The sequence below is a fragment of the Bradyrhizobium sp. CCGB01 genome, assembly GCF_024199795.1.
Lineage (GTDB): Bacteria > Pseudomonadota > Alphaproteobacteria > Rhizobiales > Xanthobacteraceae > Bradyrhizobium.
The window spans coordinates 3,989,526-4,013,653 of record NZ_JANADK010000001.1; the positions used below are offsets into that span (position 1 = coordinate 3,989,526).

A 24,128-nucleotide genomic window follows, 5' to 3' on the forward strand; every position below is an offset into this window, starting at 1 on the left:
GCGATGCCGGGCATGCATCCCAAATCCAGCTTTCTCGTCGGCCTGTTAGGCAGCGGCATCGCTGCGTCCCGCACCCCGCCCATGCACGAAGCGGCGGCAGACGCCGCTGGCATCCGCTATCTCTACAAGAAGATCGATCTGACTGAGTTGAAACTTGGTGCCGAAGCGCTGCCGGACTTGCTCACGGCGGCAAAGCGGATGGGCTTTGACGGGCTGAACGTGACCCATCCCTGCAAGCAGGCGATTCTTCCGCTCCTGGACGAGCTTTCGCCTGACGCGGAGGCGCTTGGCGCCGTGAACACCGTGGTCATCAGGAACGGTCGAATGACCGGCCACAACACCGACTGGTTCGGCTTCGCCGAGAACTTTCGTAGCAACATGCAAGGTGCACCACTCGGTCGGGTCGTTCAATTCGGCGCCGGCGGAGCGGGCGCGGCGGTCGCTTTCGCGCTGATGAAGCTCGGCCTGCAGGAACTGACCATTATCGACGTCGACTTGGCCAAGGCACAGAGTTTGGTGGATAGCTTGTCCCCCCGATTTGCGGAAGGGCGCTTAAGGGCCGGCGGGGATGTCGCTGCGGACGTGGCTGCCGCAGACGGGATTGTCAACGCCACGCCGATCGGCATGGACAAATATCCAGGGACGTCGCTGCCGACGGCTCTGCTGCGTCCCGATCTGTGGGTCGCTGAGATCGTCTACTTCCCGCTGGAAACCGCACTGCTGCGCGCGGCACGTGCTCTCGGCTGCCGCACCGTCGATGGCGGTGGCATGGCGATCTTCCAGGGGACCGAGGCATTTCGCCTGTTCACGGGCATCTCACCTGATCCGGATGTCTTCTTCGCCACTTTTGCATCTCTGGGAAGGTGACATCAAGCCGATGGGCGAGCGGCACGCACAACGCCCGTGAGGAAACGTAAGATGGGCTACACGCTCGATTTCTCGGTGGTTTGGCATGCGATGCCCGCACTGCTGTGGGGGTGCGTGGGTACATTGGGTCTGGCGCTTGCCGGCATGATTCTCGCGATGATGATCGGTGTCGCCGGGGTCGCGGCACGCGTTTCGAGGGCGGCCTGGTTGCGGGCCATCGTAATCGGCTTCGTCGAGATCGTGCGCAATACGCCCTTCCTGGTGCAGATCTTCTTTCTGTTTTTCGCCCTGCCGCTCGTCGGATTGAAGCTCAATCCGACCGCCACCGCCATTATCGCGCTCGGTGTCAATGGCGGCGCCTACGCCATCGAGATCATCCGCGGCGGGGTGCAGTCCATTCATAAGGGACAGGTGGAAGCCGGCTATGCGCTCGGCCTGCACAAAGGACAGGTATTCCGGTTCATCGTGCTCAAGCCCGCGCTTCGCGCGATCTACCCCTCGCTGACGGGGCAGTTCATCATGCTGACGCTGACCTCATCGATCTGTTCGGCGGTATCGGCCTACGAATTGACATCGGTTGCGCAGCGCATCGAAAGCGATACGTTCCGCAGCTTCGAGGTCTACTTCTTCGTCACCTTCCTCTACCTCGCGATCTCCTGGCTGTTGATGCTGGGCTTCGCGGTCGTCTCTCACCGCTTCTTCTCTTATCCGACACGCTGAGGGAGGCGATCATGACACCGCATTTCGGTCTTCCTGAGTTCGGTTTCCTGCTGCGTGGTCTGCAGTGGACGATGCTGCTTACGCTGGTCGCGTTTGTCGGCGGCTGCACGGCGGGGCTGGCTGTAGCGTTGCTGCGTACCTGTGGTCATAAGGGCGTGGAATGGATCACCCGCATTTACATCGGGATGTTCCAGGGCACTCCGCTGCTGCTGCAGCTTTTCGTCGTGTATTACGGATTGGCGCTCACCGGGCTGAAGCTCGATGCCTTCGTGGCGGTGGCGATCGGTTTCACCGTGAATGCCTCCGCCTTCCTTGGTGAGATTTGGCGCGGCGCGATACAGGCCGTGCCGCGCGGCCAGACCGAGGCGGCGATGGCGCTTGGACTGCACTATTCGTCCCGCATGCGCGACATCGTGCTGCCGCAGGCGATCCGCATCTCGCTGCCGGCGACCATCGGCTATCTCGTGCAGCTCATCAAGGGCACGTCGCTCGCCGCTATTGTTGGTTTCATCGAACTCGCCCGCGCCGGTCAGATCGTTTCGAACCAGACCTTCCAGCCGTTGCTCGTCTTCGGCGTGGTCGGCGCGATGTACTTCATCCTCTGCTGGCCACTGTCGTGGTGGGGCAGTCGGATGGAGGCCAGGCTCGCCCTGGCCAGTCAAAGGTAGGAACGGCGCACCTACTCAATCACAAACAGCCATCACCAGGAGGAGATACTCATGTTGTTTTCACCCAACCGTCGCCAGCTCGGCATCGCGCTGCTGGCATTGGCGGCTATCGCCATCGCAGGCAAATCGCAGGCCGGCACGCTGGTAGACGTGAAGAAGAAGGCCGTCGTCGTCATCGGCATTCAGGGCGACAATCCTCCCTGGGGCTATGTCGATAGCTCGGGAAAGCAGGATGGCATCGATGCCGACATGGGGCGCGCGTTCGCTGAATATCTCGGCGTGAAGGCCGAGTTCGTTCCGCTGGCGGTGGCCAATCGTATTCCGGCGCTGACCACAGGCCGGGTCGACATTCTGTTCGCAACCATGGCCATGCTGCCCGAGCGTGCGAAGGCGGTGCAGTATTCCAAACCCTACGTCGCCAACGAGATCACGCTGGTCGCAGCCCAGGCAACGCCGATCAACAGCAATGCCGACATGAGCAAATTCGTCATCGGCGTTCCCAGGTCCTCCACGCAGGATACTCAGGTGACCAACAACGCCCCGTCCGGCACCGAGATCCGCAGATTCGACGATGACGCCGCCACCATCCAGGCGCTGCTCTCTGGTCAAGTCCAGGCAGTCGGCGCCAATCTGTTTTATCCGCAGCGCCTCAACACCGCAAAGCCGGAACTGGGGTTCGAGCCCAAGCTTCACTTTACCGCCCTTTACAACGGTGCTTGCACGCGCCTCGGCGAGAAGGAGTGGAACGCGACGGTCAACAAGTTCATCGACGAGATCAAGTCGAACGGCAAGTTGGCCAGCTTCTACGCCAAATGGATGAAGGTCCCGGTCCCTGTCTTCCCGGACTCCGTCCCCGGCGTTCCCTTCACCGTCCAGTAGCCACCGCGAGCGGCCGACGCGATCCGCGTTGGCCGCCGCCCAACGGCGGAGATAAGCATGCAGGACCAGATCCTGATCGAAATGAAGGGCGTGCAGAAGTGGTACGGCGGGTACCAGGCTCTCCGCGACGTCGATCTCATCGTGCGAAAAGGCGAGAAGATCGTGCTCTGCGGTCCGTCCGGTTCAGGCAAGTCGACGCTGATCCGCTGCATCAATCGCCTCGAGCCGATCCAGCAGGGCAGCATCGTGGTGAACGGCCATCGGCTTGACGACAGCATCAAGGCCATCGATGTCGTACGGCAGGACGTCGGCATGGTGTTTCAGAGCTTCAATCTCTTTCCGCATATGACGGTCTTGCAGAACTGTATGCTCGCACCCATCCGCGCGCGCCGCATCAGCAAGAACGAGGCGGAAGCGATTGCGCGAAAATATCTCGAGCGCGTACGCATCAGTGACCAGGTCGAAAAGTACCCGGCACAGCTTTCGGGCGGCCAGCAACAGCGCGTCGCGATCGCGCGTGCGCTCTGTATGCAGCCCAAGGTGATGCTGTTTGACGAGCCGACCTCGGCGCTCGATCCAGAAATGGTCAAGGAGGTGCTCGATACGATGATCGGCCTCGCCAACGATGGCATGACCATGATTTGCGTCACCCACGAGATGGGCTTTGCCCGCCAGGTTGCCGATCGGGTCATCTTCATGGCTGAAGGGCAGATCATCGAAGAAGGCGCGCCCGACGCTTTCTTCCGCAATCCACAGCACGCTCGCACTAGGCAGTTCCTCGGCGAAATCCTCGCCCATCACTGAACGGAGTTCTTCCCTCATGAGTCGCCTTGTCTATGTCCTCAACGGGCCAAATCTGAACCTGCTCGGCAAGCGCCAGCCCCATATCTACGGTCACGAGACGCTTGCGGACGTGGAGCGGGACTGTCTAGCGCTGGCTAAAGAGCTTGGCCTGGAGATTCGCTTCCATCAATCCAACAGGGAATACGAGCTGATCGACTGGATCCACGAGGCGCGTGAGACGGCTGCCGGTATCGTGATGAATCCCGCCGCTTTCACCCATACGTCAGTCGCCATCCTGGATGCTTTGAACACGTTCGAGGGGGCAGTGATCGAGGTGCATATTTCCAACGTGCACAAACGCGAGGAATTCCGCCACCACTCGTTTGTCTCCAAACGGGCCGATGGGGTCATCGCAGGCTTCGGCACCCAGGGTTATCTGCTTGGTTTGCGTCGTGTGGCCAAACTGCTTGATGGAAAGAAGGGATAGAATCGTATGAGCGCACCCGTTCGCCTGTCGGTGATGGGAGCAGGTCTCATTGGCAAGCGACACATTGAGCACATTCTCGCGCGGCCGGAGGCGATGCTTTCGTCGATCGTCGATCCGATGCCGGCGGCCCGAGAGTTGGCGGTTTCGCTGAAGGTGGACTGGTATCCGTCGTTTCAGGACATGCTCTCCGATAATCGGCCAGACGGGGTGGTTGTCGCCACCCCCAATCAGATGCATGTGGCCAACGGCATGGATTGTATCGCAGCTCGCATCCCGGCGCTGGTCGAGAAGCCGATAGCGGATAATGTTTCCGCAGCACAGGCCCTGGTCGAAGCTGCCGAGCGGGCAGGCGTCCCGTGCTCACCGGCCATCACCGCCGCCACAACCCGATGATCCAGCGCGCCAAGGCGGAGATCGACAGCGGCCGACTCGGCCCGATCGTGTCGGTGCATGGCATGTTCTGGTTGATCAAGCCGGACGAGTATTTCGACGTGGCCTGGCGCCGCGAAAAAGGAGCGGGACCTGTTTTCCTCAATCTCATCCACGATGTCGACCTGCTGCGGTACCTCTGTGGGGATATCGTCGCGGTGCAAGCCGCTCAATCCAATCGGCTGCGTGGAAATGCGGTCGAAGAGACGGGGGTGGGGGGCCTGGAGCAAGATGGTAATGCGAGCGGGGTGGTAGGGGTTCCTATGCGCCGACCTCACTCATCGTCCATTCGACCACCGTGCGCCGGGCAGTCCGATGCTTTGCCTCACCCCGCAAGGCTGGGCGGTTTATTTGCCCTGTTTGCCCATTGGCGCTAACGCTTCTCATGTGCTGCCTCGGGGAAATCACATGTCAGACAAGGCCCTCGAGTTTATCGATTTCTGGGCGGAGAACAGCATCCACGCTGTCGAGCAGTACCGGACTGCGGGTGCGTCCCAGGACGTGGCGGAACTCACGCGGCGTCTCATCGACGCGGCCGAGGGACAGGGCATTTCGGAGGCCGACTTGCGGGCTGAGATTGGCGACATAACCGATTACGTCGGAGAAAAGCTCAAGGCCGCGAACATGGCTGAAAGCGAAAGGCGGAAGACTACTTAGGCTTTGTCCAGCTTGTAAACATCACCAAGCTAAGCTTCTCAAACATCCGCTGCTGCTCGGACGTTAATGCGACGTCCAACACTTCCGCAGTCCAGCCTTCGGGCACGGCCGCGAGTACCAAAGTCAGCGCCTGGCTTGGCTTGGCCAACGCAATCCAAATCTGGGTTTTCGTGTCGTCGCCTGTCACTTGAACGACGCTGAAGGAGTTGCCGAACGACTCTGCCATGACGGGCAATTCGGCGACGAGCGCGTTGTTTCTAATCTGAAGCGCCTTGATCTCGCTTTGCCCGTCTCCCTACCTGCATGTTCTCCAACACGGTCGGAGGCTGCAACCCGGGTGAGGCCAACCAGTTGTTGATGTGCGAGGCCGTTTCGGCCTGGCGAGCTCGCCTGAGGTAGAGCTCCCGCTGGGGGCCGGGCGGCAACTGTGCTGCGGCCTCCTTGAAGCGCGCAGCCTCCTCAGTCAATCTCTCTTCAAATGTTTTCGTATGCTTGGTTCGGTTGCGACGCTTGATCATGCGCTGCACCTTTCCCTTCGAGGAAGGCGGGAGCGCATTGTCGCGTTCTCATCACCGATGTCTGCCAGAATGCCGCGCGGTGATAGTGTCTAAACCAACCAGGGTCGTGGTTGGTTTCTATATCCTGCGTTAACTCATTGATTTATTTTGAGAACTACTCAATTGTGCTAACTACTCATTTTACTGGAAACAAAACAATACCGCGCCACCACGCCGCCCGGTCCAGCCCCTGAAAGAGGGGCGGGCTGTTGCTTTGCCCAGCGGCCAGCCTAGCTTGGCGTGGGGGCGATAGACTGCAGGTATTCGCCTTGAGCTTCAGCCAGTAGCCGTCACCTTCGGTTTGCCTGTGGCGTGATGTTGCCGCCATACAGCTGATTAGATGAGGCGGTAATGCTAATACGAAAATTGTCAATCGAGAACGTTAGGAGCTTCCTTGACCGGCGCGAGATCAGCTTCGACGGCAATATTTCAATCCTGATCGGACCAAATGGCGGGGGAAAGACCAACTTACTTGATACCTTAGTCGGTATGCTTCGGCGCCACGTCTCCAACGCGCCGCATTATGCACCATCGCCGACGGCCGAAGAACCGAATCGATGGGAGCGCAGATTTAACGACAATCTCAACCAGCTGACATTCGAAAAGCACAGTAAAGCGCTGCAACAGGAGCAAACGGTTGAGCTTGAACTAGAGATTAGCACCCAAGACATCGAGAACATGCACGCCATTCAGGCGAACGCGCCGACCTTCGAAGGCGCGTGACCACTCTGAGCAGAAAATACTGTCCCGATCCGTGGGAAGGCGTAGAGCTTTGGGACCTCTCGAAGATCGCTGCCGGGCAGTGCATCACCGCCGTGTGGCGCAATGGCTCGGTTCAGACACCGGCCGAGAAACCCGCGAGTGCCAGGGTGGTGCTATCAACCTTCGAAGAATGTGCGGAAGCCTACATTCGGGCGAACTGGTCGGCTGCGGCTTGCTCATCGAGCTTGTGCATCCGTACGTTTCGCCGCCGCTCCGTCCGCTGCCTTAATCATCACGTGTCGAAGCGAGGCGCGAGACTGCGGAATCGATCTGAGAATCTACGTAGGCGCGCTCAGTCGATCGACACCACGCCGAGTGCGAAGAGCGCTAGAAGCCGAACGATTGAGAGAGCAAGCCAAGAGCCTCCCTCACGGCGTGAGTGCGAAATCTTCCTCCGCAAAGCCAGACGGGCCGAGACCGGCTCGCATATGAGCGAGCGGCTGACCTCCCCGGATTACAGGCGCCTAAATAATAATGGGAACAAATGTCCACTTTCGTACTTAGTGTTTCACCTCTGGCAGGGGTGAGTCATGAACTACCTCAGCAGCGACAGATTTTCAGGGTTCAAGACGCGAGAGGACCGGCGCTGCAAGTGCGGTGCTCAACCCAAGCTCGTCCACAACATGATGGACTCCTTACGTGGGCTCACGGTTCGCGTGTTCGAATGGCGGCGAACGCACATGGACTGAGGATCGGGAGTAGGGGCCGCCCCTGGCCTCTTCACCGCCACGTCACTGAATAGGTTGCTAGGTGCGTCACGGTCGTCGCAGGCCGAGAATGTGATGCCGGAGTCGCGCCGATGTCTCGCCCAGATATGAGAAACTACTCGGTGTTCTTGAAACGGGCATCGTCCGTCTTCGCTTGCGAGCAGTAACTAAGTCCGCGGCCTATAGCACCGCGTGAACTGAGAGAAAGACCACAGGTCAGCTCAGTGACCGAAAGCTAGAGCCGCATCCAGTGGAACCCGAGCCACTTAGTATTGTTTTACCTCAACCCTCCAGCTATGGCGGGGCTGGATAGGAGCCGAATGGAAAACTCAGATCGCTTCAAAGCTGCACAGTCCGGAGAGGGGCGTTACCAGCTTCTTGTTGAGGCGATCACCGATTACGCGATTTATATGCTGGATCGCGACGGGTATGTCACGAGCTGGAATCCGGGGGCTAGGCGCTTTAAGGGCTATGAGGCCGACGAGATCATAGGGCACCACTTCTCTAAATTCTATACGGACGCCGAGCGGGAGCAGAAGGTGCCCGCCTTGGCTTTGGAGGAGGCAGCGCGAACAGGACGCTTCGAGCGCGAGGGTTGGCGTGTGCGCAAGGACGGTACGCAGTTCTGGGCCCATGTCATCATTGACGCGATCCGTTCGCCCAAGGGCGAGCTTGTAGGTTTCGCCAAGATCACCCGGGATCTGACCGAGCGAAGGGCAGCCGAGGCCAAATTACGCGAAAGCGAGCAGCAGTTCCGGCTAATGGTCCAAAGTGTGACGGACTACGCCATCTACATGCTGGATGTGGAAGGCAACGTGGCGACTTGGAACGCTGGGGCCCAGCGCATCAAAGGGTACGCTCCCGAAGAGATAATCGGTCGCCACTTCTCCAATTTCTACACCGAAGAAGATCGCGCCGCGGGCCTCCCGCGAATGGGCCTACAGACCGCAGCCCGCGAAGGACGCTGGGAGCACGAAGGTCAAAGGGTCCGAAAGGACGGCACTCCCTTTTGGGCGCACGTCGTGATCGACGCGATCCGAGACGATGACGGCAAGCTCGTCGGATTCGCCAAAGTGACCCGGGACATTACAGAGCGCCGTCAGGCGGAAGCCGCGCTCCAGGCGGCGCAAGCAACGATGATCCGGTCCCAGAAGCTGGAAGCGATCGGCCAACTTACCGGCGGCGTGGCTCACGACTTCAACAATCTCTTGCAGGTGATTAGCGGAAACCTGCAACTGCTCAACAAAGACATCGCGGGTAATACCCGAGCGGAGATGAGAGTCCAGAACGCCCTCGCTGGCGTCGCGCGCGGATCGAAACTTGCTACCCAATTGCTCGCATTCGCGAGGCGCCAGCCGCTGGAGCCGAGGGTTGTCAATGTCGGTCGCCTGATCAAAGGCATGGATGACCTGCTGCGTCGCGCCATCGGCGGGGAGATTGAGGTCGAGACGGTAGTCGGCGGCGGGCTGTGGAACAGCCTCATCGACCCCGATCAACTCGAAAATGCCATTCTGAACCTCGCGATCAACGCCCGCGACGCGATGAACGGCCAGGGCCGGCTGACCATCGAAGCCAGCAATGCTTTCTTGGACGACGAGTATGTCCGCCAGTACGGCGATCTGATTGCGGGGCAATATGTGATGATCGCGGTAACCGACACGGGCAGCGGCATTCCGCCCAATATTCTTGAGCGGGTCTATGAACCCTTCTTCACGACCAAGGCGGAAGGCAAGGGCACTGGCCTCGGTCTGGCCATGGTCTACGGTTTCCTCAAGCAATCCGGCGGACACGTCAAAATCTACAGCGAGATCGGCGCCGGAACGACGGTGAAGCTATATTTCCCGCGAGAAATGGCAATCGAGGATACGTTAGTCAGTGCCACTACCGGTGACATCAAAGGCGGCGAGGAAACCGTACTGGTGGTCGAGGATGACGATGAAGTGCGCGAGGTCGCGGTGTCGATGCTCTCCGATCTTGGCTACCGCGTGGTGAAGGCGAGAGATGCGGTGGCTGCGCTTGCCATCGTCGACAGCGGCATACCAATCGATCTAATCTTCACCGACGTGATGATGCCGGGCACCCTGCGCAGCCCAGAGTTGGCGCGAAAAGCCAGGGAACGGCTACCCAACGTCGCGGTCCTTTTCACATCCGGCTACACGCAGAATGCCATCGTGCACGGGGGGCGGCTCGACCCCGGAGTGGAGCTTTTGGCCAAGCCCTATACGCGGGAAGCGCTTGCGCGGAAGTTTAGGCATGTGCTTGCCAACCATGCTCAACAGCGTCTTGCGGCTGCGGTATCGCGTCAGCCAGCACGGGCGGGGGCCGTCAAGGGTGCGACCGTGTTGCTGGTCGAAGACGACGAACAGATCCGCCTGACTGCGACGGAGATGTTGAACGATTTGGGCTGCAAGGTGATGGAGGCCAGCTCGGCCGAAGAGGGTTTGAAAGCCCTGAATGAGACTGCCGTGGATATCCTTGTGACCGATGTGGGCCTCCCCGGAGTGTCCGGCCTGGAACTCGCAAAGGACGCGCGCACGCTGCGACCTGACTTGTGCATCGTGGTGGCGACAGGTGACAGCGGGATCAAATCCGAAGCTGAGCTCTTAGACGCCGTGCTCGTCGCAAAGCCCTACGCGCCGGAAACTCTGCGCGAAGGATTGGAGAGCGCCTTGAAGGCGAAAAATTCGTCCTTCCTGAGTTGATGATGCCCCAGGCGGCTAGACGCCCACGTCGAGAGAGTCACGACGGAATATGCCGAGTACGAGCGCCGGCCGGTATGTAGCACTTGGCCGAAAAACTTGGTCGTCCCGCAGTGGTTTCCGATCGGGCTGAGGCCAGATGCTCGATGCGGGTTAACGCATGAAACTCACGGAAGCATAGAGCAACGTGACTTGGACGCATTGATCGCGCGGGTGCGGCAGGAACATACCGAAGTCGCGGGTGTTCGATCCTCTGCTCCATTCCGCGCTGGCAAGTTCATCGCGCGGATCATTCCGAGGCACCGCACATGGCACTACCGCGCACAAGTTCTTCATCGTTTAGGCCGACTGTCGCGGTGGTCGCCGGCGGTGCCGCCCTGCTGGCGGCGACGGCCTTGGTAAACCGACAGCTTGCGCGAAATGCGGAACGCGCAAATCCGCCTCGAGGCAAGTTCATCGATGTCGATGGTGTTCGGGTCCACTACGTGGAGCGCGGCAGCGGCCGTCCGCTCCTTCTGCTCCACGGCAACGGCACAATGATCGAGGATCTGCAGTCGAGCGGCCTGATCGACCGCGCGGCCGAGAGGTACAGGGTAATCGCGTTCGATCGCCCGGGCTTCGGTCACAGCTCGAGGCCCCGGGGCGGTGTTTGGGGGCCGAACGAACAGGCGGACTTGTTCCGGAAGGCCCTCGATCGATTGGGCATTCAGCGAGCGATCGTGCTTGGGCATTCGTGGGCGGCTTCGATCGCCGTCGCATTGGCCACAAGGCACCCCGCTCTCGTGGAAGGGCTGGTGCTCGCGTCGGGATACTATTTTCCGACTTCCCGTCTCGATCTGGTGGCGCCGTCCGTCCCGGCGATCCCCGTACTGGGAGACGTTATCAGCAATACCATCTCGCCGGTCCTCGCCCGGTTGATGTGGCCAACCCTCTTGCGCAAGGTCTTCGGACCGCAGCCGGTCCCGGGAAAGTTCGCCGGCTTCCCGGTCGAGATGGCTGTGAGACCGTCGCAGCTCCACGCTAGTGCAGAGGAGTCCGCGATGATGATTCCCATGGCCGCGGCGGTTTCGAAGACCTACTGCGAAGTCACGATGCCAACGGTCATAATCGCGGGCGAGGACGACCGCTTGATCGACGTCGAGCAATCCGCACGATTGCACCGCATGATCCGGCACAGCAGGCTGCGTCGCCTCGCGGGGGCGGGGCATATGATCCATCAGACCGAAACTTCGAACCTGATGGCGGCCATCGACGAGGCGGCCTCCATCTCCGTCCAAGGCGCGCGCGATGTTATCACGGCCAGTCGTTAGTCGGGTAGCCGCTCGGGCGGTGTCGCCGATCGACTCTGGTAACTGACCGATTTCAGCAACGGCTTGGGACGGAAATAACTTGACGGGCGGCACCTTCCTAGCGAATCCAAGCGCGCTCGCGAGTGTAGAGTCGAAGCGGTCCTGCGCCCAGCCGTGCTCCTCGCATGCTCGGCCCGTCCGCCGTTCTCGCGAAACGCCGAACAGTTGGAGCGGTCGCAAGGGTCGGCCAATTGCAAACGCCCGCCCGAAGGTGCCGCCCACTGAAGCTGTCTTACTCGGGAGCGATCCTGTAAACGTCGCCGGGTTCGAGGTTCAGTTCCTCGAACATCCTTTGCTGCTTTTCAGTGAGAATCGCTGGCACGACTTCCGCTGTCCAGCCTTCCGGAACGGCAGCGAGAACCAGCGTCAACGCTTGCTTGGGCTTGGCTAAGGCCAACCACATCTGCTTCGTTGGCTGGGGCGGGTCCGAGGTCACCTCAACGATAGTGAACGAATTGCCGAAGGACTCCGCCATGATGGTCAATCCGTGCACATGCTGAGAGTTGCAATAACTAGCTAGGTCGAGGAAGTCGGACGGGGCCGGCAATCAACCTATAGGTGGGCAACCAACCGGTGTTCCAGGATTCCATGGTCGCGCCACAAACCGAGCACTCGAAGCTGGCGATCTGCCGACCCGGGGCCATCGCTTCGGTTCGGCTATAGACCGCGCCACACCGACAGGATCGGTAATGAGAATTGGGCATGCCCGCTTATGCGCCGGAAAGGCAAAACAGGCCACCGAAATTCGATCCAGTCCCCCGAGCCCGGAAACAGGCTACCTGAAGGTACGCAACGGAAAGGTCTGATACCAAAGCCGGGAACGCTGTGTGAGTGCCGCCTTGCCCACACCTTTGCATCTCGTTACGCTCCACGCGAAGCTAAATTCGATGCTGGCAGCGACTTCACATGCTTACGACACCACGTGAGTACATTGAATTTTGGATCGAGAACAGCGTTCACGCTGCGGAGCAATACGGGACGCCGGGCGCTTCGCAAAGCGTGGACGTATTGGTTAACCGTCTAGTTGAAGGCGCCCAGAACCAGAACATCACGCGAGCCGCCCTTGAAAAGGAGGTCGGTGATCTTAAGCAGTATATCGCGGGAAAGCTCGCGACTGCCAACCGGATTGAGCAGGATCGCCGCAAATAATATCGACTTGCGCCTGAATTATAGGGCGGACGAAGTCGCGTCTCTCTGATCAGGAAGGCACTGCGAGAATAGCCATGGCAATGCGAGAAGAAATAAAGCGAGTGATACATGCCGCAACACCCGGTATGTCGCAGCAGCTCTACTCAACACTGCTGGTGTTGGGCGAACTCTTGAGCAGCGCACTCGACAGAATCGATGAGCTCGAGAAGAAAGCCGACAGACAAACGGCAGATAAACGCTGATCGAAGTTCTCGGCCAATTATCCTGCTTAAAATGTGAAACACACATGGGGCTGGTGAGACACCAGCCAGCGTGCGCCGGCGGCCCTCATCCATTGGTCTGCATCGCCGCTCGAATCTTCGTTGGACGTCCAGAGGGACGGCGGACATCGGAAAATCTCCTCGCCCTGAGGTTCGTCGCGTTAAGGCGGGGGGGCTCCAAAGGGTCCTCACCATGCGCCCTTGATCATGGGGTGTTTCGATAAGCCCATCATCCAAGCTGCGGGTCGCCCTGCTTAAAGTTAGGCCGGACATCGGCGCTCCGCTACCGCGACCTCGCAGCCGAACCGCGGCTCGAGATCGGATATCCTTACATTGTCAGGCCAGTGGACGGCGTCCAGAGTAACATCTGGCCGCAATGGCAACAGGCCAGCACGCCGCGCAAACCCGTCTGCCACATCCCCGAAGGTGATTTTGAGTGGTCGACCGTCGGCGTGCGTAGGGATGGAACGGCAGACAGGGCGGGCATTCGAGGTGCTTGGCCGACCTGCGAAATGGCTCGCGGGTAGCTCCCGCACACGGCCGCGGGCAGGGCGTCCGAGAGCCCACGAGCCGTCCCAGCTGGCCGAAAAACTACGGTCCTGAGGCTGCGACGAGGACCGTGGTTAGGACCGTAGATTGCCCGCATTGGAAGCGGAAAATGCGAGCAATATCGGTAAGGTTGACAGGACACCCCTTCCGCCAGGCATCAACAGGATCAATTGCTTAGCCCTGAGATATGATCTTGATCGTCTCCCGTTGCGTGGTGTAGCTGGCGGCGGGAGACCGCGTTCACCGGCAAGAGCCGGGCAGTTCAGCTGGCGATTGCTGGAAGGCTGACGGTGGGATCATCGCTCAACGGCGCGATGGTTTCCAGCGTCATGTAGCGGGCGCGCTGGACGGCCCATTCATCGTTTTGCTCGAGCAGGATCGCGCCGATGAGGCGGACGATGGCATCTTCATTGGGGAAGATGCCGACGACCTCGGTGCGCCGCTTGATCTCGCCGTTGAGCCGCGCGATCGGGTTGGTCGAGTGCAGCTTGGTCCTGTGCTGCGGCGGGAACGTCATATAGGCGAGTATGTCGGTCTCGGCCTCGTCGAGGAAACCGGCGAGCTTGGGCAGCTTGGGGCGGAGCTGGTCGGGGACCTTCCGCCACTGCGTTTTAGCGGCCTCGGCATCGTCCTGGGCAAATGCGGTGGCGATGAAGGCCGAGACGACACGGCGGCCGCTCTTGCCGGCGTGGGCCAATGCATTGCGCATGAAGTGCACGCGGCAGCGTTGCCAGCTGGCATTGAGCACCTTGGCGACGGTGGCCTTGATGCCCTCATGGGCATCGGAGACGACCAACTTGACACCACGCAAGCCGCGGCGGGCGAGCTTGCGCAGGAACGCCGTCCAGAACGTCTCGGCCTCGGACGGGCCAATGTCCATGCCGAGAACTTCGCGCCGGCCGTCGCTGTTGACGCCGACGGCGACGATCACTGCGACCGACACGATGCGGCCATTCTGGCGCACCTTCACGTAGGTGGCGTCGATCCACAGATACGGCCAGTCGCCCTCGATCGGGCGGCCGAGGAAGGCCTTCACCTTGTCATCGTTCTCCGCGCAGAGCCGGCTTACCTGGCTCTTGGAGATGCCGCTCATCCCCATCGCCTGCACCAGATCGTCGACCGAGCGGGTCGAAACGCCTTGCACATAGGCTTCCTGAACCACGGCGGTGAGCGCCTTCTCGGCCATCCGGCGCGGCTCCAGGAAACCCGGGAAGTAGGAGCCCTTGCGCAGCTTGGGGATGCGCAGTTCGACCGTCCCGGCCCGGGTCTCCCAGGTTCGGTCGCGGTAGCCGTTGCGCTGGGCCAGACGCTCGGGGTTCTTCTCGCCGTAGGCTGCACCGGCTTGGCCTTCGACTTCCAGCTCCATCAGCCGCTGGGCAGCAAAGCCGATCATCTCGCGCAACAGATCGGCATCAGGGGTCTTCTCCACGAGCGTGCGCAGGTTCATCATATCGTCGGTCATCGGTGGTTCCTCGGTTGCGTTGGCGTGTCGCAACCCGATCCTACCGGAGAACTGCCGGTGACCACCGCAAAGCCGCCCGCCCGCTACGGCGCTATTCGAGGCGCGCGTTCGGGCGGCTTTGCTCTACCGAGCTACACCACCACCGGGGACACGACCGCGGACCGAGCTCAACGACGCAGCACCTTGCCTGGGTCAAAGTGCGACTTATCGGGAGGGCAGCTCTGGGCGCAAAGCGGACGATCGTTGATCAGCATCGATCTTCTTGGCTGCGGTTAGCTCAAACTTCCCCATGATGGATTGGAGCGAGAATTTAAGTTTTTCAACTGGTTAGAGGTCGGCGTGTGCGCCACGTGTGCACCGGGAGATCAAGAAAAATCTTGCGTCAACCAACGTGAGCAAAGTCCTCTGAAACGGAGCGGGCAGTTCTGGAAACACAACATGCTGGAACAGCTACGACTGCGACCTACTATCCCATCAGCGACGCGGCGCACTGGGATCGGAGGGCCATGTTTCACGCCTTCATGCGTCCCCCAAATCGATCATTTGGCGGCGCTTCACTCAAGGTCGGCGAGGATTGGATCGGCAGACTGCCGTTGATGGGATCCAACAGCTGTGTTTTAGGGGAGAACGGGCAAGGAAGTCGGCAGAAAGCGGAAAACTATGTGCCGGTCAACTCGTTCAGGGGGGCCGGGCGACAGACGAGTTGCAAAATTGGGCTACCCTGCGCGAAGCGTTGACATCGCTCTACGGCCGCTGAATGCGGGTAGATCATCAGGAAGCAAATCGGGGCGAGGCCAGTCATGTTCAACGGCTTCGAGCGACATGACATCCGGACCGATGGCGCGACGATTGCCGCGTTCATAGGCGGGAGCGGTCCTCCGCTGCTGCTTCTCCACGGCTATCCGCAGACACACGTCGCCTGGCATCGCATTGCTCCCGTTCTGGCGCGCGACCACACCATTGTCGCTACGGATCTGCGGGGATATGGCGACAGCCGCGGGCCGCAGCAGGCCGACGCCTCGGCCTACTCCAAGCGCACGATGGCGCGCGATCAGGTCGCGGTCATGAAGCAATTCGGGTTTGATCGCTTTGCCGTCGTCGGACACGACCGCGGTGCCCGGGTCGGATACCGGTTGGCATTGGATCACCCTGGAGCCGTACGGGCCTTCGTGTCCTTGACCGTCATTCCAACCAGCGAAGTCTGGGCGCGTGCCGGCAGGGATTTTGCGCTCGGCGCCTATCACTGGCTGTTGTTCGCGCAACCCTATGACTTGCCGGAACGGCTGTTGAGCGGAGACCCCGATTTCTTCCTGGACCGGACGTTGCGAAGAATGACCAAGGAGTTTGGTTGCCTGTCGGACGAAGCGCTCTCGGTCTATCGAGAAGCATTCCGGAGACCGGACGTGCGGCATGCAATGATGCAGGACTATCGCGCCGGAGCCACGATCGACCATGAGCACGACCTCGCCGATCGTGCTGCCGGGCGCACTCTCGATTGCCCCGTGCTGGTGCTATGGGAGCAAGGCCGCTTCAGCGAAACGGATTCGCCGCTCCAGATCTGGAGGAACTGGGCCGCCGATGTCGAGGGCTGGGCCATCCCCGGCGGTCATCTCCAGCCGGAAGAACAGCCTGAGGCCGTGCTCGCCGCCGTCAAGCCATTTCTCTCGCGGTACGCAACGGTCTGACGGCAAGGCCACGGGCCGCGTTCATCGCGTGTGAGATCTCAATCCGCCGCCAACGGCGGAACCGGCAGCGCCGTGATCGACTTGATCTTCTCCATCGCAAAGCGCGAGGTGACGTTCTTGAGCGGAACGGCGTGGATCAGCTTCTTGTAGAATACGTCGTAGCTTTGCATGTCCGGGATGACGACGCGCAGCATGTAGTCGACATCGCCGGCCATCCGGTAGAACTCCATGACCTCCGGCATTGCGCTGACCGCCGTGGCAAAACGCTTCAGCCAGGCATCGGAGTGATCGGAGCTTTCCACCGAGACGAACACCGAAAGGCCGAGGCCGATCTTGTTCTGATCGACCAGCGCAACACGCTTCAGGATGATGCCGTCGGCCTCGAGCCGCTGGATCCGTTTCCAGCACGGCGTCGAGGACAAGCCGACCCGGTCGCCGATTTCAGCCACCGAGAGCGCGGCATCCTCCTGAAGCACCGTCAGGATCTTGCGGTCGATGGCATCCAGGCGGCGGCCGGTCTCGGCGAGCTGCAGCGCAGCGTCGGTCATGTCAAAAACCTCAGTGTGATGGAAAGTTGGACGCGTTGTCTGGCGTCAGCCGTGAGGCCCGAACAGGAAGATCTCGTAGAGATCGTCTTGCTTGTCGTCCGGGCCGCCTGTCCGCGGCCGCGGCGAGCGCTGGAACCATCCGCGTGCCTGTTCGATCAAACGAGCGAAGCCTGATTGCAGCGAGATGACGTAGCTCATGTTCACTCCGGACAACGGTGTAGGGCGAGAACTCGGAAAAGCTATCACGTCGGCGATGGCGTTGAACATTGCTACTCACGCGTCGGGATCAGTTTGGTTGAATCATGCTGGCGTCGTTGCGAGCGCGGTTGGAAAATTGCACGCTGCTTGGCAGCTGTGGATGATTTTGATGCTCACCGCCTCGGGGAAGGCATGAAAGGCATAGCCTTGCCGCTAGTCAGCCGTCATTAGCGCGAGCACGTCGGCTTGTTGGAGCCGCGGCACTGAACCCAGGTTCGACGGCCTGCGGCATAATGCCGACGCCGGATAGAGCATGGGCATGCCCATGCCTCCGGATACGAGATACGGCAAGGCGTCGTTGGCTCGTCCATTCAAATGTGCGCCTGTCATGATGCCCAGCGCGAACAGGAACACGATCAGCAGGACCAACGGGAAGATCAAAGCCTCGCGGATGTGGAGCTGATCAGTCACCGCTCGCGCGTCGATCGCGCGCTCGGCGACGGAACGACGGCCCGCCCATTCAAGCGTGAATTCGAACATGCGCTCCGCTCACTTCATGTAGTCAGGCAAGGTGAAACCGTCGTAGAACCGGTCGGCGTGGATCGCGGCCCTGAACGCAGGCGACTTGTAGCCGGCGACGATGTCCTGCGCCCATTCGGCGTTGGCATTCGCCTTCTTCACGGCGAGCACATTGATATAGGGCGTTGTCATCTTCTCGAGCGCGAAGGCGTTGGTCAGCTTCAGCCCGCTGAAGATCGCGAAATTGCCCTGGATGGCGGCGAAGTCGACGTCGTCGAGCGCGCGCGGTGCCTGCGCGGCCTCGAGCGGGACCAGCTTGATGCCGCCGGGATTCTTGACGACATCGAGCTCGGTGACGTCGACGGGCTTGCTGTCGCGAATCTCGATCAGGCCGAGATCGCGCAACACCCAGAGTGCGCGCTGCAGATTGACCGGATCGTTTGGCACGGCGACGCTGGAGCCCGGCTTGATCGGCGAACCCAGCTGGTGCTTCTTCGAATAGAGGCCCATCGGTGGTGTCGGGACGTGGACGATGCCGACGAGATCGGTCTTCTGACGCTCGTTGTAAGACTCGAGGAAGATCGTGTGCTGCATCACATTGGCATCGATCTCGGACTTGAACACCGCGTTATTGGCTTCGAGCCCCGTCGAGAACTCGACATAGCGGATCTTGTAGCCCTTCTTCTTCAGCTCCGGCTCGACGCCGATCTTGAACTCGTCGATGTAGGGACCCGGCACGAAGCCAACCCGCAACTCCGGCTTCGCGGGTTGCTGTGCCGAGACATTTCCGGCAGCGAAGGGGGAGAGAGCCAAAAGGCCGGAGAGGAGAAACAACGCTGTCTTCATTTTCACTTGCTGAGCTTGAGTTCTGAATGGGGGATGCGGTTAGGCGATCGCCTTGACCGCGTTGGAGTAGATGCTGGCCGGGCGCGCAAGGCCGTAGTGCTCGCGCAGCGTCGTGCCGGTATAATCCTGACGGAACAGGCCGCGCTTGCGCAGGATCGGGACCACCTGCTCGGCGAAAATATCGAGGCCGCCGGGCAGCCAGGGCGGCATCACGTTGAAGCCGTCCGCGGCGCCATTTTCGAACCAGGCCTGGATGTTGTCCGCGATCTTTTCGGGCGTGCCGGCGATGACCCAGTGGCCGCGCGCGCCGGCGAGGCGTTGGACGAGCTGGCGGATGGTCGGCTTCTCGCGGTCGACAATATCGACGACGAGCTTGAAGCGGCTGGCTACGCCGCGCGCGCTCGCCGTGTCGATGAGATGGCGGGGAACGGGGCCGTCGAGGTCGTAGCCGGTGAGATCGACGCCGATCATCTGGCGCAGCTGGGTCAGGGAATATTCGGGCTGGATCAGTGCGTTGAATTCCTCTTCCAGTCGGTCGGCCTCGGCTTGCGTGCTGCCGATGAACGGACTGATGCCGGGCAGGATCTTGATCTCGTCGGGGCCACGGTCGAAGGTGCGGGCCTGGCGCTTGATGTCTTCATAAAAGGCCTTGGCCGAGTCCAGCGTCTGGTGTGCGGTGAAGATCGCCTCTGCATAACGGGCGGCAAAGGCGCGGCCGTCGTCGGAGGCGCCGGCCTGCACATAGACCGGCCGGCCCTGCGGCACGCGCGAGATGTTCAGCGGGCCACGGACGCGAAAGTGCTTGCCGACATGGTCGAGCGTATGGATCTTGCTGGTGTCGGCGAAGATGCCGGAGGCTGGGTCGTTGACGAGCGCGTCGTCCTCCCAGCTGTCCCAGAGCCGCGAGATCACATCGAGATACTCGCGGGCGCGCTCGTAGCGTTCATGATGCGGGGGGTGTTCGGGCAGGCCAAAATTCTGCGCGGCCTGCGGCGCGCTGGTGGTCACGATATTCCAGCCGGCGCGGCCCTGGCTCAGATGGTCGAGCGAGGCAAACAGGCGTGCGAGGTTGTAGGGCTCGGTATAGGTGGTTGACGCGGTCGCGATGAGGCCGATGCGCTTCGTGACTGCGGCGATCGCGGCCAGCCATGTGATCGGTTCGAAGCGAAAGCGCTGGGCATAGCGGACGTTGTCGGCGAGGGCCGGCCCGTCGGCAAAGAAGATCGCATCGAATTTGCTGGCCTCGGCCCGCTGCGCCAACTCCTGATAGAAGGTGATGTCGAGGATGCGTTCCGCCGACGATCCCTTGTAACGCCACGCGGCTTCGTGATGGCCGCCGGGGTAGATGAAAAGATTGAGAACAAGCTGCCGTTGGTTGCTCATGGTTCGAATGTCCAGGTGCGATGGCCGGATAGAGACGCGAGCGGCTATGAGACGGAAGGGGTTGTTTGCGGCGCCGGCTTTCGCGCGAAGGCGAAGCGCAGATAGCGCTCTAGGCGCAGGCCCTCCGGGATACGCTTCGCTTCGAGCAGCGCAGCAAAGGCCGCGTCGATCTGTGTCCGTTCTGCCGGTGAGAAGGCGGCAAGGAAATTGCCGAATGCGCTGGCCTCAGACCATTTGAGCACTGAGGTCACGTTCTGGTGGAGATCGACCAGCGAGCGCAGGTCGCTGCGGTAGTCGACGAAGCCAGTCTCGGCGAACAGCGTCTTGAGCTCGTCGTCGGTCGCCCCGAGCACCCGTTGCGACTCGCCGCTTCTCTCGCCGAACCCGGCCCGTTCGATTGCCTGGCGAAGCAGGGTTCGCGACTCGTGAGGTTTGCTCGGATCCTGAACGTTCAGCCCGATCCGGCCGCCCGGCTTGAGGACGCGCTCGATCTCGCGCAGCGCCAGCCGCTTGTCCGCGATCCAGTGGAAAACGCTGTTGAGGTAGACGGCGTCGAATTCCGCGGGTCCAAAGCGCGAAAGGTCCTCGGCGCGGCCGACATCGAAGGTCAGTGTCTCCGAGGCACGCAGGCGCGCGATGGCGATCCGGTTCTCCAGCGGGTCGATGCCGATCACGCGGCCGGTCGGGCCGGCAAGTCCCGCGACGAACTCGGTCAGGCGGCCAGTGCCGGCACCGATATCGAGTACGCGGTCTCCGGACTTCAGGGACAGCGGGCCTATGAGGAATTTGCCGTGGTGAAACTGAAGGATGCTGGCCTGCTCGTAGGTGTGTGCAAGCTCGGGCGAGTCCCGTTCAAGGCTGATGACGCCGGCGGTCGACATCGTTCTGTCCAAAATCTCCTGCAGCCGCCGAGGCGACTTTGATCGAGACGAACTCTATGTTGCCCGGGTGAGAAAAGTCGATGAAATGGATTTGCGTTGTTCGGTGCAACGCGAGCATGAATCTAGCGGCGGGAGCGCATTAAGTAGATGATGTCACAAACCGATCGTCTCAACAGAAAGTAGTCGCTGCGAACGAATGTCGCGTCGCGCTTCTGGGTTGCTCGGCGCTGTCGACGCAAATCGTTCGACGCGCCGTGACGTCATGGTGAGTTCGTTGTTCGAGCCCGCAAACAAAACCAATTCCATTTCATTGACTGAGCGTCGTTGGCTTCTACGATTTGGTCGCATCTGATGCAGACAAATCCGGGTGCAACATGTTTCAATCCGATATCGACGACGCGGCTCGCGAGACCTTGCGATTGATTGGTCCAGATCCGCAGAACTGGGTCCCGGATCGTCACGCGATTGATCACAACGTCGCGGTCATCGGCGGCGGGCAATCCGGAAGCGCTTTTGCCTTCGCATTGCGCCGCGCCGGCATCGGCAAGGTCACGGTGATCGATGCTGCAAGTGACGCGGCCTCGTCCGGCCCGTGGCTGAGCAGCGCGCGCATGCACAAGCTTCGCACGCCTAAAAGCCTGCCGGGACCGGAGCTTGATCTGCCCGGGTTGAGCTTTCAGGCCTGGTATGAGGCGCGCCATGGCGCGGCTGCATACGAGGCGATCGATCGAATTGCTCGTGTGGACTGGGCAGCCTATCTCGACTGGTATCGCAAGACGCTTGGCATCGAGGTGCGCTACCGGACGAGGCTTCTCCGCATCGAACCGGTGCAGGATCACCTGCGGCTTCATCTCGACGTCGGCGGTGAGGCGAGAACCGAAACCGCCCGTAAGATCATCCTGGCCAGCGGTTTTCCGAGCAACGGCGGTCCGTCCATTCCCGAGGTGCTCTCGCGCCATCTGCCCAAGGAGCTCTATGCACATACCCTGGAGGCGATCGATTTCGGCAAGCTGCGCGACAAGTCGGTAGCGGTGCTGGGCAGCGCGGCGTCCGCGTTCGACGCTGCGGCGGTTGCACTCGAAGGCGGGGCGAGGGAGGTGCATCTGTTCGCGCGCCGCGACAGGATTGCGTCGGAGCCCGTGATCAGGACGCGTGGATATCCTGGTGCATACGACAATTACGGGGCGCTGCCGGATGCGCTGCGCTGGCATCAGGCCATTCGTTTCCGCCGCGCCGGGTCGACGCCGCCGCCCGACGCGATCGCACGCGTGGTCAAATCCCCGAACTTCCACCTGCATCTGGCGGCGCCGTGGACCTCAGCCAGGCCGTTCGGGCGGCGGCTGCTTGCGACCACGTCGCAGGGCGATATCGCATTCGATTTCGTCATCGCCGGTACGGGCTACCAGGTCGATCTCGCCAGACGGCCGGAGCTCGTCGCCTTTTCCCACGAGATCCTGCTATGGCGTGACCGCTTCTCGCCGGCAGCGGGCGAGCAGGACGATTTCCTCGGTGCGCACCCTTATCTTGGCGCGGGGCACGAATTCCTGGAGAAGGAGCCGGGCCGTGCACCTTACTTGCGGAACATTCACGTGTTCAACCCGGCGGCCTTCGTCAGCTTCGGCCTGCCGATCGGAGACGTGCCGAGCTTCAAGCGCGATATTCCAGGCGTCGTTGCGCGGATCAGCCGCGATCTATTCCTCGACGACCTTCCCGCGCATGAGGGGCGGATCAACGGGCCCATCGCCGACGATTTCGAGCCGTCGCTCTATGCGTCGGCCGTCTGGCGGTCGCCGAACATCGTCGCGGCGGAATAGAGGAGAGCGCAAGTCGCAACTGGACAAGCCATGACCATGGTGCGTCTGTTTTCTACTTGCTTCGAACTTTGGAAGCTATTTCCGAAGTCGTTGAGTTAGCATCGTGTGACTGAACAAGAGCTGCATGGATGCAGCTCTCACGGAAAGGTCCCGCCAGACGGGATTGCCGCCAGAGCAGACGGCAGTCCTGCAAGAGGATCGATCGCAACATCACTGTCATTCACTCCGCCGTCGCAGCAGCGATCGGCGAACGGCGGAGCCTTGTCCAAATGGATCGCGGTCTCGGGGAAGATGACATGACTGACGGAATCACCATCGACAACGTCATTCCGCGTGCGGATATCGTCAAGCGGTCCGCCCGTATCGGCGCGGAGATCAGGAACATCAAGCTCTCGGGCGATCTTCCGGATCGGACGATTGCAGCGATCAATCAGGTGCTGCTTGAACACAAGGTGATCTTCTTCCGCGACCAGGGTCATCTGGACGACGCCGAGCAGGAGCGGTTTGCCGTCCGGCTCGGCAAGCTGGTGCCGCATCCGACGGTCGGCGCAACCAAGGGAACGGCGTCGATCCTCGAACTTGATTCCGGGCGAGGCGGCGGCCGCGCGGACCAGTGGCACACCGACGTCACCTTCGTCGATGCCTATCCCAAGATTTCCGTCCTGCGCGGGGTCGTAATCCCTGAGTTCGGCGGCGACACGATCTGGTCGAATACGGCCGCGGCCTATCTCGACCTGCCGGCTCCGCTGCGCAAGCTCGCGGATGAACTCTGGGCCGTGCACAGCAATGCCTACGACTACGCCGTGAAGACGCGGGCGAGCAAAGCCGACAGGAAGCACTTCGAGGAGGTCTTCACCGGGACGATCTATGAGACCGAGCACCCGGTCGTTCGCGTCCACCCCGAAACCGGCGAGCGGACGCTGGTGCTCGGCAACTTCGTCCAGCGCTTCGTCGGCCTGCCGAAATATGACGGCCAGAAGCTGTTCGACCTGTTCCAGTCGCACATCACCGCGCCGGAGAACACCGTGCGGTGGAGCTGGAGACAGGGGGACGTCGTGATCTGGGACAATCGTGCGACCCAGCACTACGCCGTTAATGATTATGGCGATCAGCATCGCGTCGTGCGCCGCGCGACCATCGATGGCGAGGTGCCTGTTAGCATCGACGGCCGCCAGAGCGTGACCCGCATCAAGTCGGCCAAGCCGCAAGCCAAGGCCGCCTGAGGCGGGTAAGGAGTGAACACGATGAGAATTGCTATCTCCACACTACG

The 24,128-nt window shown here is 61.1% G+C and carries 27 protein-coding genes; 17 read left to right on the top strand and 10 right to left on the bottom strand.

Annotation, left to right across the window (positions count from 1 at the left end; translation table 11 throughout):
* Positions 1-12: 12 nt before the first annotated feature.
* From NLM25_RS18050 to NLM25_RS18085, 9 genes are read left to right on the top strand one after another with little or no spacing between them, the layout of a single operon-like run.
* Entirely contained in the window at positions 13-867 is an 855-nt protein-coding gene (locus tag NLM25_RS18050; RefSeq protein ID WP_254137884.1) for a shikimate dehydrogenase, read from the top strand.
* A 51-nt stretch (positions 868-918) separates the two neighbouring features.
* The gene (locus tag NLM25_RS18055) at positions 919-1,587 is read left to right on the top strand and encodes an amino acid ABC transporter permease (protein ID WP_254137885.1); all 669 of its coding nucleotides are present in this window, start codon (positions 919-921) and stop codon (positions 1,585-1,587) included.
* An 11-nt stretch (positions 1,588-1,598) separates the two neighbouring features.
* Positions 1,599-2,255, top strand: coding sequence for an amino acid ABC transporter permease (locus tag NLM25_RS18060; RefSeq protein WP_063694790.1), 657 nt, complete (start codon positions 1,599-1,601; stop codon positions 2,253-2,255).
* A 51-nt stretch (positions 2,256-2,306) separates the two neighbouring features.
* Positions 2,307-3,134 (top strand): transporter substrate-binding domain-containing protein, encoded by an 828-nt coding sequence (locus NLM25_RS18065; RefSeq protein WP_254137886.1) that lies wholly within the window; start codon positions 2,307-2,309, stop codon positions 3,132-3,134.
* Between the two features lie 57 nt (positions 3,135-3,191).
* Positions 3,192-3,938 (top strand): amino acid ABC transporter ATP-binding protein, encoded by a 747-nt coding sequence (locus tag NLM25_RS18070; protein WP_254137887.1) that lies wholly within the window; start codon positions 3,192-3,194, stop codon positions 3,936-3,938.
* A gap of 16 nt (positions 3,939-3,954) precedes the next feature.
* Entirely contained in the window at positions 3,955-4,404 is a 450-nt protein-coding gene (gene aroQ / locus NLM25_RS18075; protein WP_254137888.1) for a type II 3-dehydroquinate dehydratase, read from the top strand.
* A 6-nt stretch (positions 4,405-4,410) separates the two neighbouring features.
* Positions 4,411-4,797 (top strand): Gfo/Idh/MocA family protein, encoded by a 387-nt coding sequence (locus NLM25_RS44450; protein ID WP_375167834.1) that lies wholly within the window; start codon positions 4,411-4,413, stop codon positions 4,795-4,797.
* Positions 4,761-5,210 carry a Gfo/Idh/MocA family oxidoreductase gene (locus NLM25_RS44455; protein WP_375167835.1) on the top strand — a complete coding sequence of 150 codons (450 nt, stop codon included), beginning with the start codon at positions 4,761-4,763 and terminating at the stop codon, positions 5,208-5,210. The genes NLM25_RS44450 and NLM25_RS44455 overlap by 37 nt, the downstream gene beginning before the upstream one ends.
* A 31-nt stretch (positions 5,211-5,241) precedes the next feature.
* Positions 5,242-5,490: a hypothetical protein gene (locus NLM25_RS18085; RefSeq protein ID WP_254137889.1), complete on the top strand. Its 249-nt coding sequence runs from the start codon at positions 5,242-5,244 to the stop codon at positions 5,488-5,490.
* Here NLM25_RS18085 and NLM25_RS18090 read toward each other — a convergent pair.
* Positions 5,483-5,716 carry a hypothetical protein gene (locus NLM25_RS18090; RefSeq protein WP_254137890.1) on the bottom strand — a complete coding sequence of 78 codons (234 nt, stop codon included), beginning with the start codon at positions 5,714-5,716 and terminating at the stop codon, positions 5,483-5,485. The genes NLM25_RS18085 and NLM25_RS18090 overlap by 8 nt on opposite strands.
* A 31-nt stretch (positions 5,717-5,747) precedes the next feature.
* Positions 5,748-6,008, bottom strand: a complete 261-nt coding sequence (locus tag NLM25_RS18095) for a hypothetical protein (RefSeq protein WP_254137891.1) — start codon at positions 6,006-6,008, stop codon at positions 5,748-5,750.
* 390 nt (positions 6,009-6,398) lie between these two features.
* On the opposite strand from NLM25_RS18095, the gene NLM25_RS18100 reads away from it, so the two are divergent.
* From NLM25_RS18100 to NLM25_RS18110, 3 genes are all read left to right on the top strand, one after another.
* Positions 6,399-6,770, top strand: coding sequence for an AAA family ATPase (locus tag NLM25_RS18100; RefSeq protein ID WP_256570710.1), 372 nt, complete (start codon positions 6,399-6,401; stop codon positions 6,768-6,770).
* A 1,066-nt stretch (positions 6,771-7,836) separates the two neighbouring features.
* On the top strand, positions 7,837-10,218 hold the full coding sequence (locus NLM25_RS18105; protein ID WP_254137893.1) for a PAS domain S-box protein: 2,382 nt from the start codon (positions 7,837-7,839) through the stop codon (positions 10,216-10,218).
* Positions 10,219-10,523: 305 nt separating this feature from the next.
* On the top strand, positions 10,524-11,525 hold the full coding sequence (locus NLM25_RS18110) for an alpha/beta fold hydrolase (RefSeq protein WP_254137894.1): 1,002 nt from the start codon (positions 10,524-10,526) through the stop codon (positions 11,523-11,525).
* 271 nt (positions 11,526-11,796) lie between these two features.
* Here NLM25_RS18110 and NLM25_RS18115 read toward each other — a convergent pair whose 3' ends face one another.
* Complete coding sequence (locus tag NLM25_RS18115; RefSeq protein WP_254137895.1) at positions 11,797-12,039, bottom strand: hypothetical protein; 243 nt, start codon at positions 12,037-12,039, stop codon at positions 11,797-11,799.
* Between the two features lie 431 nt (positions 12,040-12,470).
* Between NLM25_RS18115 and NLM25_RS18120 the strand changes: the two genes are divergently transcribed.
* Positions 12,471-12,713, top strand: a complete 243-nt coding sequence (locus tag NLM25_RS18120; RefSeq protein ID WP_254137896.1) for a hypothetical protein — start codon at positions 12,471-12,473, stop codon at positions 12,711-12,713.
* 74 nt (positions 12,714-12,787) lie between these two features.
* Positions 12,788-12,955: a hypothetical protein gene (locus NLM25_RS18125; RefSeq protein ID WP_254137897.1), complete on the top strand. Its 168-nt coding sequence runs from the start codon at positions 12,788-12,790 to the stop codon at positions 12,953-12,955.
* Between the two features lie 829 nt (positions 12,956-13,784).
* On the opposite strand, the gene NLM25_RS18130 is transcribed toward NLM25_RS18125, so the two are convergent.
* The gene (locus NLM25_RS18130; RefSeq protein WP_254137898.1) at positions 13,785-14,984 is read right to left on the bottom strand and encodes an IS256 family transposase; all 1,200 of its coding nucleotides are present in this window, start codon (positions 14,982-14,984) and stop codon (positions 13,785-13,787) included.
* Between the two features lie 800 nt (positions 14,985-15,784).
* On the opposite strand from NLM25_RS18130, the gene NLM25_RS18135 reads away from it, so the two are divergent.
* Complete coding sequence (locus NLM25_RS18135) at positions 15,785-16,669, top strand: alpha/beta fold hydrolase (protein WP_254118249.1); 885 nt, start codon at positions 15,785-15,787, stop codon at positions 16,667-16,669.
* Positions 16,670-16,707: 38 nt separating this feature from the next.
* Here NLM25_RS18135 and NLM25_RS18140 read toward each other — a convergent pair whose 3' ends face one another.
* The 6 genes from NLM25_RS18140 to NLM25_RS18165 all read right to left on the bottom strand — a co-directional run bounded on the left by NLM25_RS18140 (position 16,708) and on the right by NLM25_RS18165 (position 21,044).
* Positions 16,708-17,217, bottom strand: a complete 510-nt coding sequence (locus NLM25_RS18140; protein ID WP_254118250.1) for an Lrp/AsnC family transcriptional regulator — start codon at positions 17,215-17,217, stop codon at positions 16,708-16,710.
* Between the two features lie 45 nt (positions 17,218-17,262).
* A complete protein-coding gene (locus tag NLM25_RS18145) occupies positions 17,263-17,484 on the bottom strand; it encodes a hypothetical protein (protein ID WP_254118251.1) in 222 nt (73 codons plus the stop codon).
* Between the two features lie 144 nt (positions 17,485-17,628).
* Positions 17,629-17,955, bottom strand: coding sequence for a hypothetical protein (locus NLM25_RS18150; RefSeq protein WP_254118252.1), 327 nt, complete (start codon positions 17,953-17,955; stop codon positions 17,629-17,631).
* Positions 17,956-17,964: 9 nt separating this feature from the next.
* Positions 17,965-18,780 (bottom strand): MetQ/NlpA family ABC transporter substrate-binding protein, encoded by an 816-nt coding sequence (locus NLM25_RS18155; protein ID WP_254118253.1) that lies wholly within the window; start codon positions 18,778-18,780, stop codon positions 17,965-17,967.
* 39 nt (positions 18,781-18,819) lie between these two features.
* Positions 18,820-20,163: an LLM class flavin-dependent oxidoreductase gene (locus NLM25_RS18160; protein WP_254118254.1), complete on the bottom strand. Its 1,344-nt coding sequence runs from the start codon at positions 20,161-20,163 to the stop codon at positions 18,820-18,822.
* A gap of 44 nt (positions 20,164-20,207) precedes the next feature.
* Positions 20,208-21,044: a class I SAM-dependent methyltransferase gene (locus NLM25_RS18165; protein WP_254118256.1), complete on the bottom strand. Its 837-nt coding sequence runs from the start codon at positions 21,042-21,044 to the stop codon at positions 20,208-20,210.
* Between the two features lie 374 nt (positions 21,045-21,418).
* Between NLM25_RS18165 and NLM25_RS18170 the strand changes: the two genes are divergently transcribed.
* Positions 21,419-22,858, top strand: a complete 1,440-nt coding sequence (locus NLM25_RS18170; protein ID WP_254118257.1) for an FAD-dependent oxidoreductase — start codon at positions 21,419-21,421, stop codon at positions 22,856-22,858.
* Positions 22,859-23,154: 296 nt separating this feature from the next.
* The gene (locus NLM25_RS18175; RefSeq protein ID WP_254118258.1) at positions 23,155-24,081 is read left to right on the top strand and encodes a TauD/TfdA family dioxygenase; all 927 of its coding nucleotides are present in this window, start codon (positions 23,155-23,157) and stop codon (positions 24,079-24,081) included.
* The last annotated feature ends 47 nt before the right edge of the window (positions 24,082-24,128 follow it).

Excerpts from the sequence above, each read along its gene's own strand:
- NLM25_RS18170 (WP_254118257.1), top strand. The coding sequence starts at position 21,419 with ATGTTTCAATCCGATATCGACGACGCGGCTCGCGAGACCTTGCGATTG.
- NLM25_RS44450 (WP_375167834.1), top strand. The coding sequence starts at position 4,411 with ATGAGCGCACCCGTTCGCCTGTCGGTGATGGGAGCAGGTCTCATTGGC.
- NLM25_RS18155 (WP_254118253.1), bottom strand. The coding sequence starts at position 18,780 with ATGAAGACAGCGTTGTTTCTCCTCTCCGGCCTTTTGGCTCTCTCCCCC.
- NLM25_RS18090 (WP_254137890.1), bottom strand. The coding sequence starts at position 5,716 with ATGGCAGAGTCGTTCGGCAACTCCTTCAGCGTCGTTCAAGTGACAGGC.
- NLM25_RS18160 (WP_254118254.1), bottom strand. The coding sequence starts at position 20,163 with ATGAGCAACCAACGGCAGCTTGTTCTCAATCTTTTCATCTACCCCGGC.
- NLM25_RS18145 (WP_254118251.1), bottom strand. The coding sequence starts at position 17,484 with ATGTTCAACGCCATCGCCGACGTGATAGCTTTTCCGAGTTCTCGCCCT.
- NLM25_RS18110 (WP_254137894.1), top strand. The coding sequence starts at position 10,524 with ATGGCACTACCGCGCACAAGTTCTTCATCGTTTAGGCCGACTGTCGCG.
- NLM25_RS18055 (WP_254137885.1), top strand. The coding sequence starts at position 919 with ATGGGCTACACGCTCGATTTCTCGGTGGTTTGGCATGCGATGCCCGCA.
- NLM25_RS18100 (WP_256570710.1), top strand. The coding sequence starts at position 6,399 with ATGCTAATACGAAAATTGTCAATCGAGAACGTTAGGAGCTTCCTTGAC.
- NLM25_RS18060 (WP_063694790.1), top strand. The coding sequence starts at position 1,599 with ATGACACCGCATTTCGGTCTTCCTGAGTTCGGTTTCCTGCTGCGTGGT.
- NLM25_RS18150 (WP_254118252.1), bottom strand. The coding sequence starts at position 17,955 with ATGTTCGAATTCACGCTTGAATGGGCGGGCCGTCGTTCCGTCGCCGAG.
- NLM25_RS18165 (WP_254118256.1), bottom strand. The coding sequence starts at position 21,044 with ATGTCGACCGCCGGCGTCATCAGCCTTGAACGGGACTCGCCCGAGCTT.
- NLM25_RS18125 (WP_254137897.1), top strand. The coding sequence starts at position 12,788 with ATGGCAATGCGAGAAGAAATAAAGCGAGTGATACATGCCGCAACACCC.
- NLM25_RS18140 (WP_254118250.1), bottom strand. The coding sequence starts at position 17,217 with ATGACCGACGCTGCGCTGCAGCTCGCCGAGACCGGCCGCCGCCTGGAT.
- NLM25_RS18120 (WP_254137896.1), top strand. The coding sequence starts at position 12,471 with ATGCTTACGACACCACGTGAGTACATTGAATTTTGGATCGAGAACAGC.
- NLM25_RS18105 (WP_254137893.1), top strand. The coding sequence starts at position 7,837 with ATGGAAAACTCAGATCGCTTCAAAGCTGCACAGTCCGGAGAGGGGCGT.
- NLM25_RS18085 (WP_254137889.1), top strand. The coding sequence starts at position 5,242 with ATGTCAGACAAGGCCCTCGAGTTTATCGATTTCTGGGCGGAGAACAGC.
- NLM25_RS18115 (WP_254137895.1), bottom strand. The coding sequence starts at position 12,039 with ATGGCGGAGTCCTTCGGCAATTCGTTCACTATCGTTGAGGTGACCTCG.
- NLM25_RS18050 (WP_254137884.1), top strand. The coding sequence starts at position 13 with ATGCATCCCAAATCCAGCTTTCTCGTCGGCCTGTTAGGCAGCGGCATC.
- aroQ (WP_254137888.1), top strand. The coding sequence starts at position 3,955 with ATGAGTCGCCTTGTCTATGTCCTCAACGGGCCAAATCTGAACCTGCTC.
- NLM25_RS18130 (WP_254137898.1), bottom strand. The coding sequence starts at position 14,984 with ATGACCGACGATATGATGAACCTGCGCACGCTCGTGGAGAAGACCCCT.
- NLM25_RS18095 (WP_254137891.1), bottom strand. The coding sequence starts at position 6,008 with ATGATCAAGCGTCGCAACCGAACCAAGCATACGAAAACATTTGAAGAG.
- NLM25_RS18070 (WP_254137887.1), top strand. The coding sequence starts at position 3,192 with ATGCAGGACCAGATCCTGATCGAAATGAAGGGCGTGCAGAAGTGGTAC.
- NLM25_RS18135 (WP_254118249.1), top strand. The coding sequence starts at position 15,785 with ATGTTCAACGGCTTCGAGCGACATGACATCCGGACCGATGGCGCGACG.
- NLM25_RS18065 (WP_254137886.1), top strand. The coding sequence starts at position 2,307 with ATGTTGTTTTCACCCAACCGTCGCCAGCTCGGCATCGCGCTGCTGGCA.
- NLM25_RS18175 (WP_254118258.1), top strand. The coding sequence starts at position 23,155 with ATGACTGACGGAATCACCATCGACAACGTCATTCCGCGTGCGGATATC.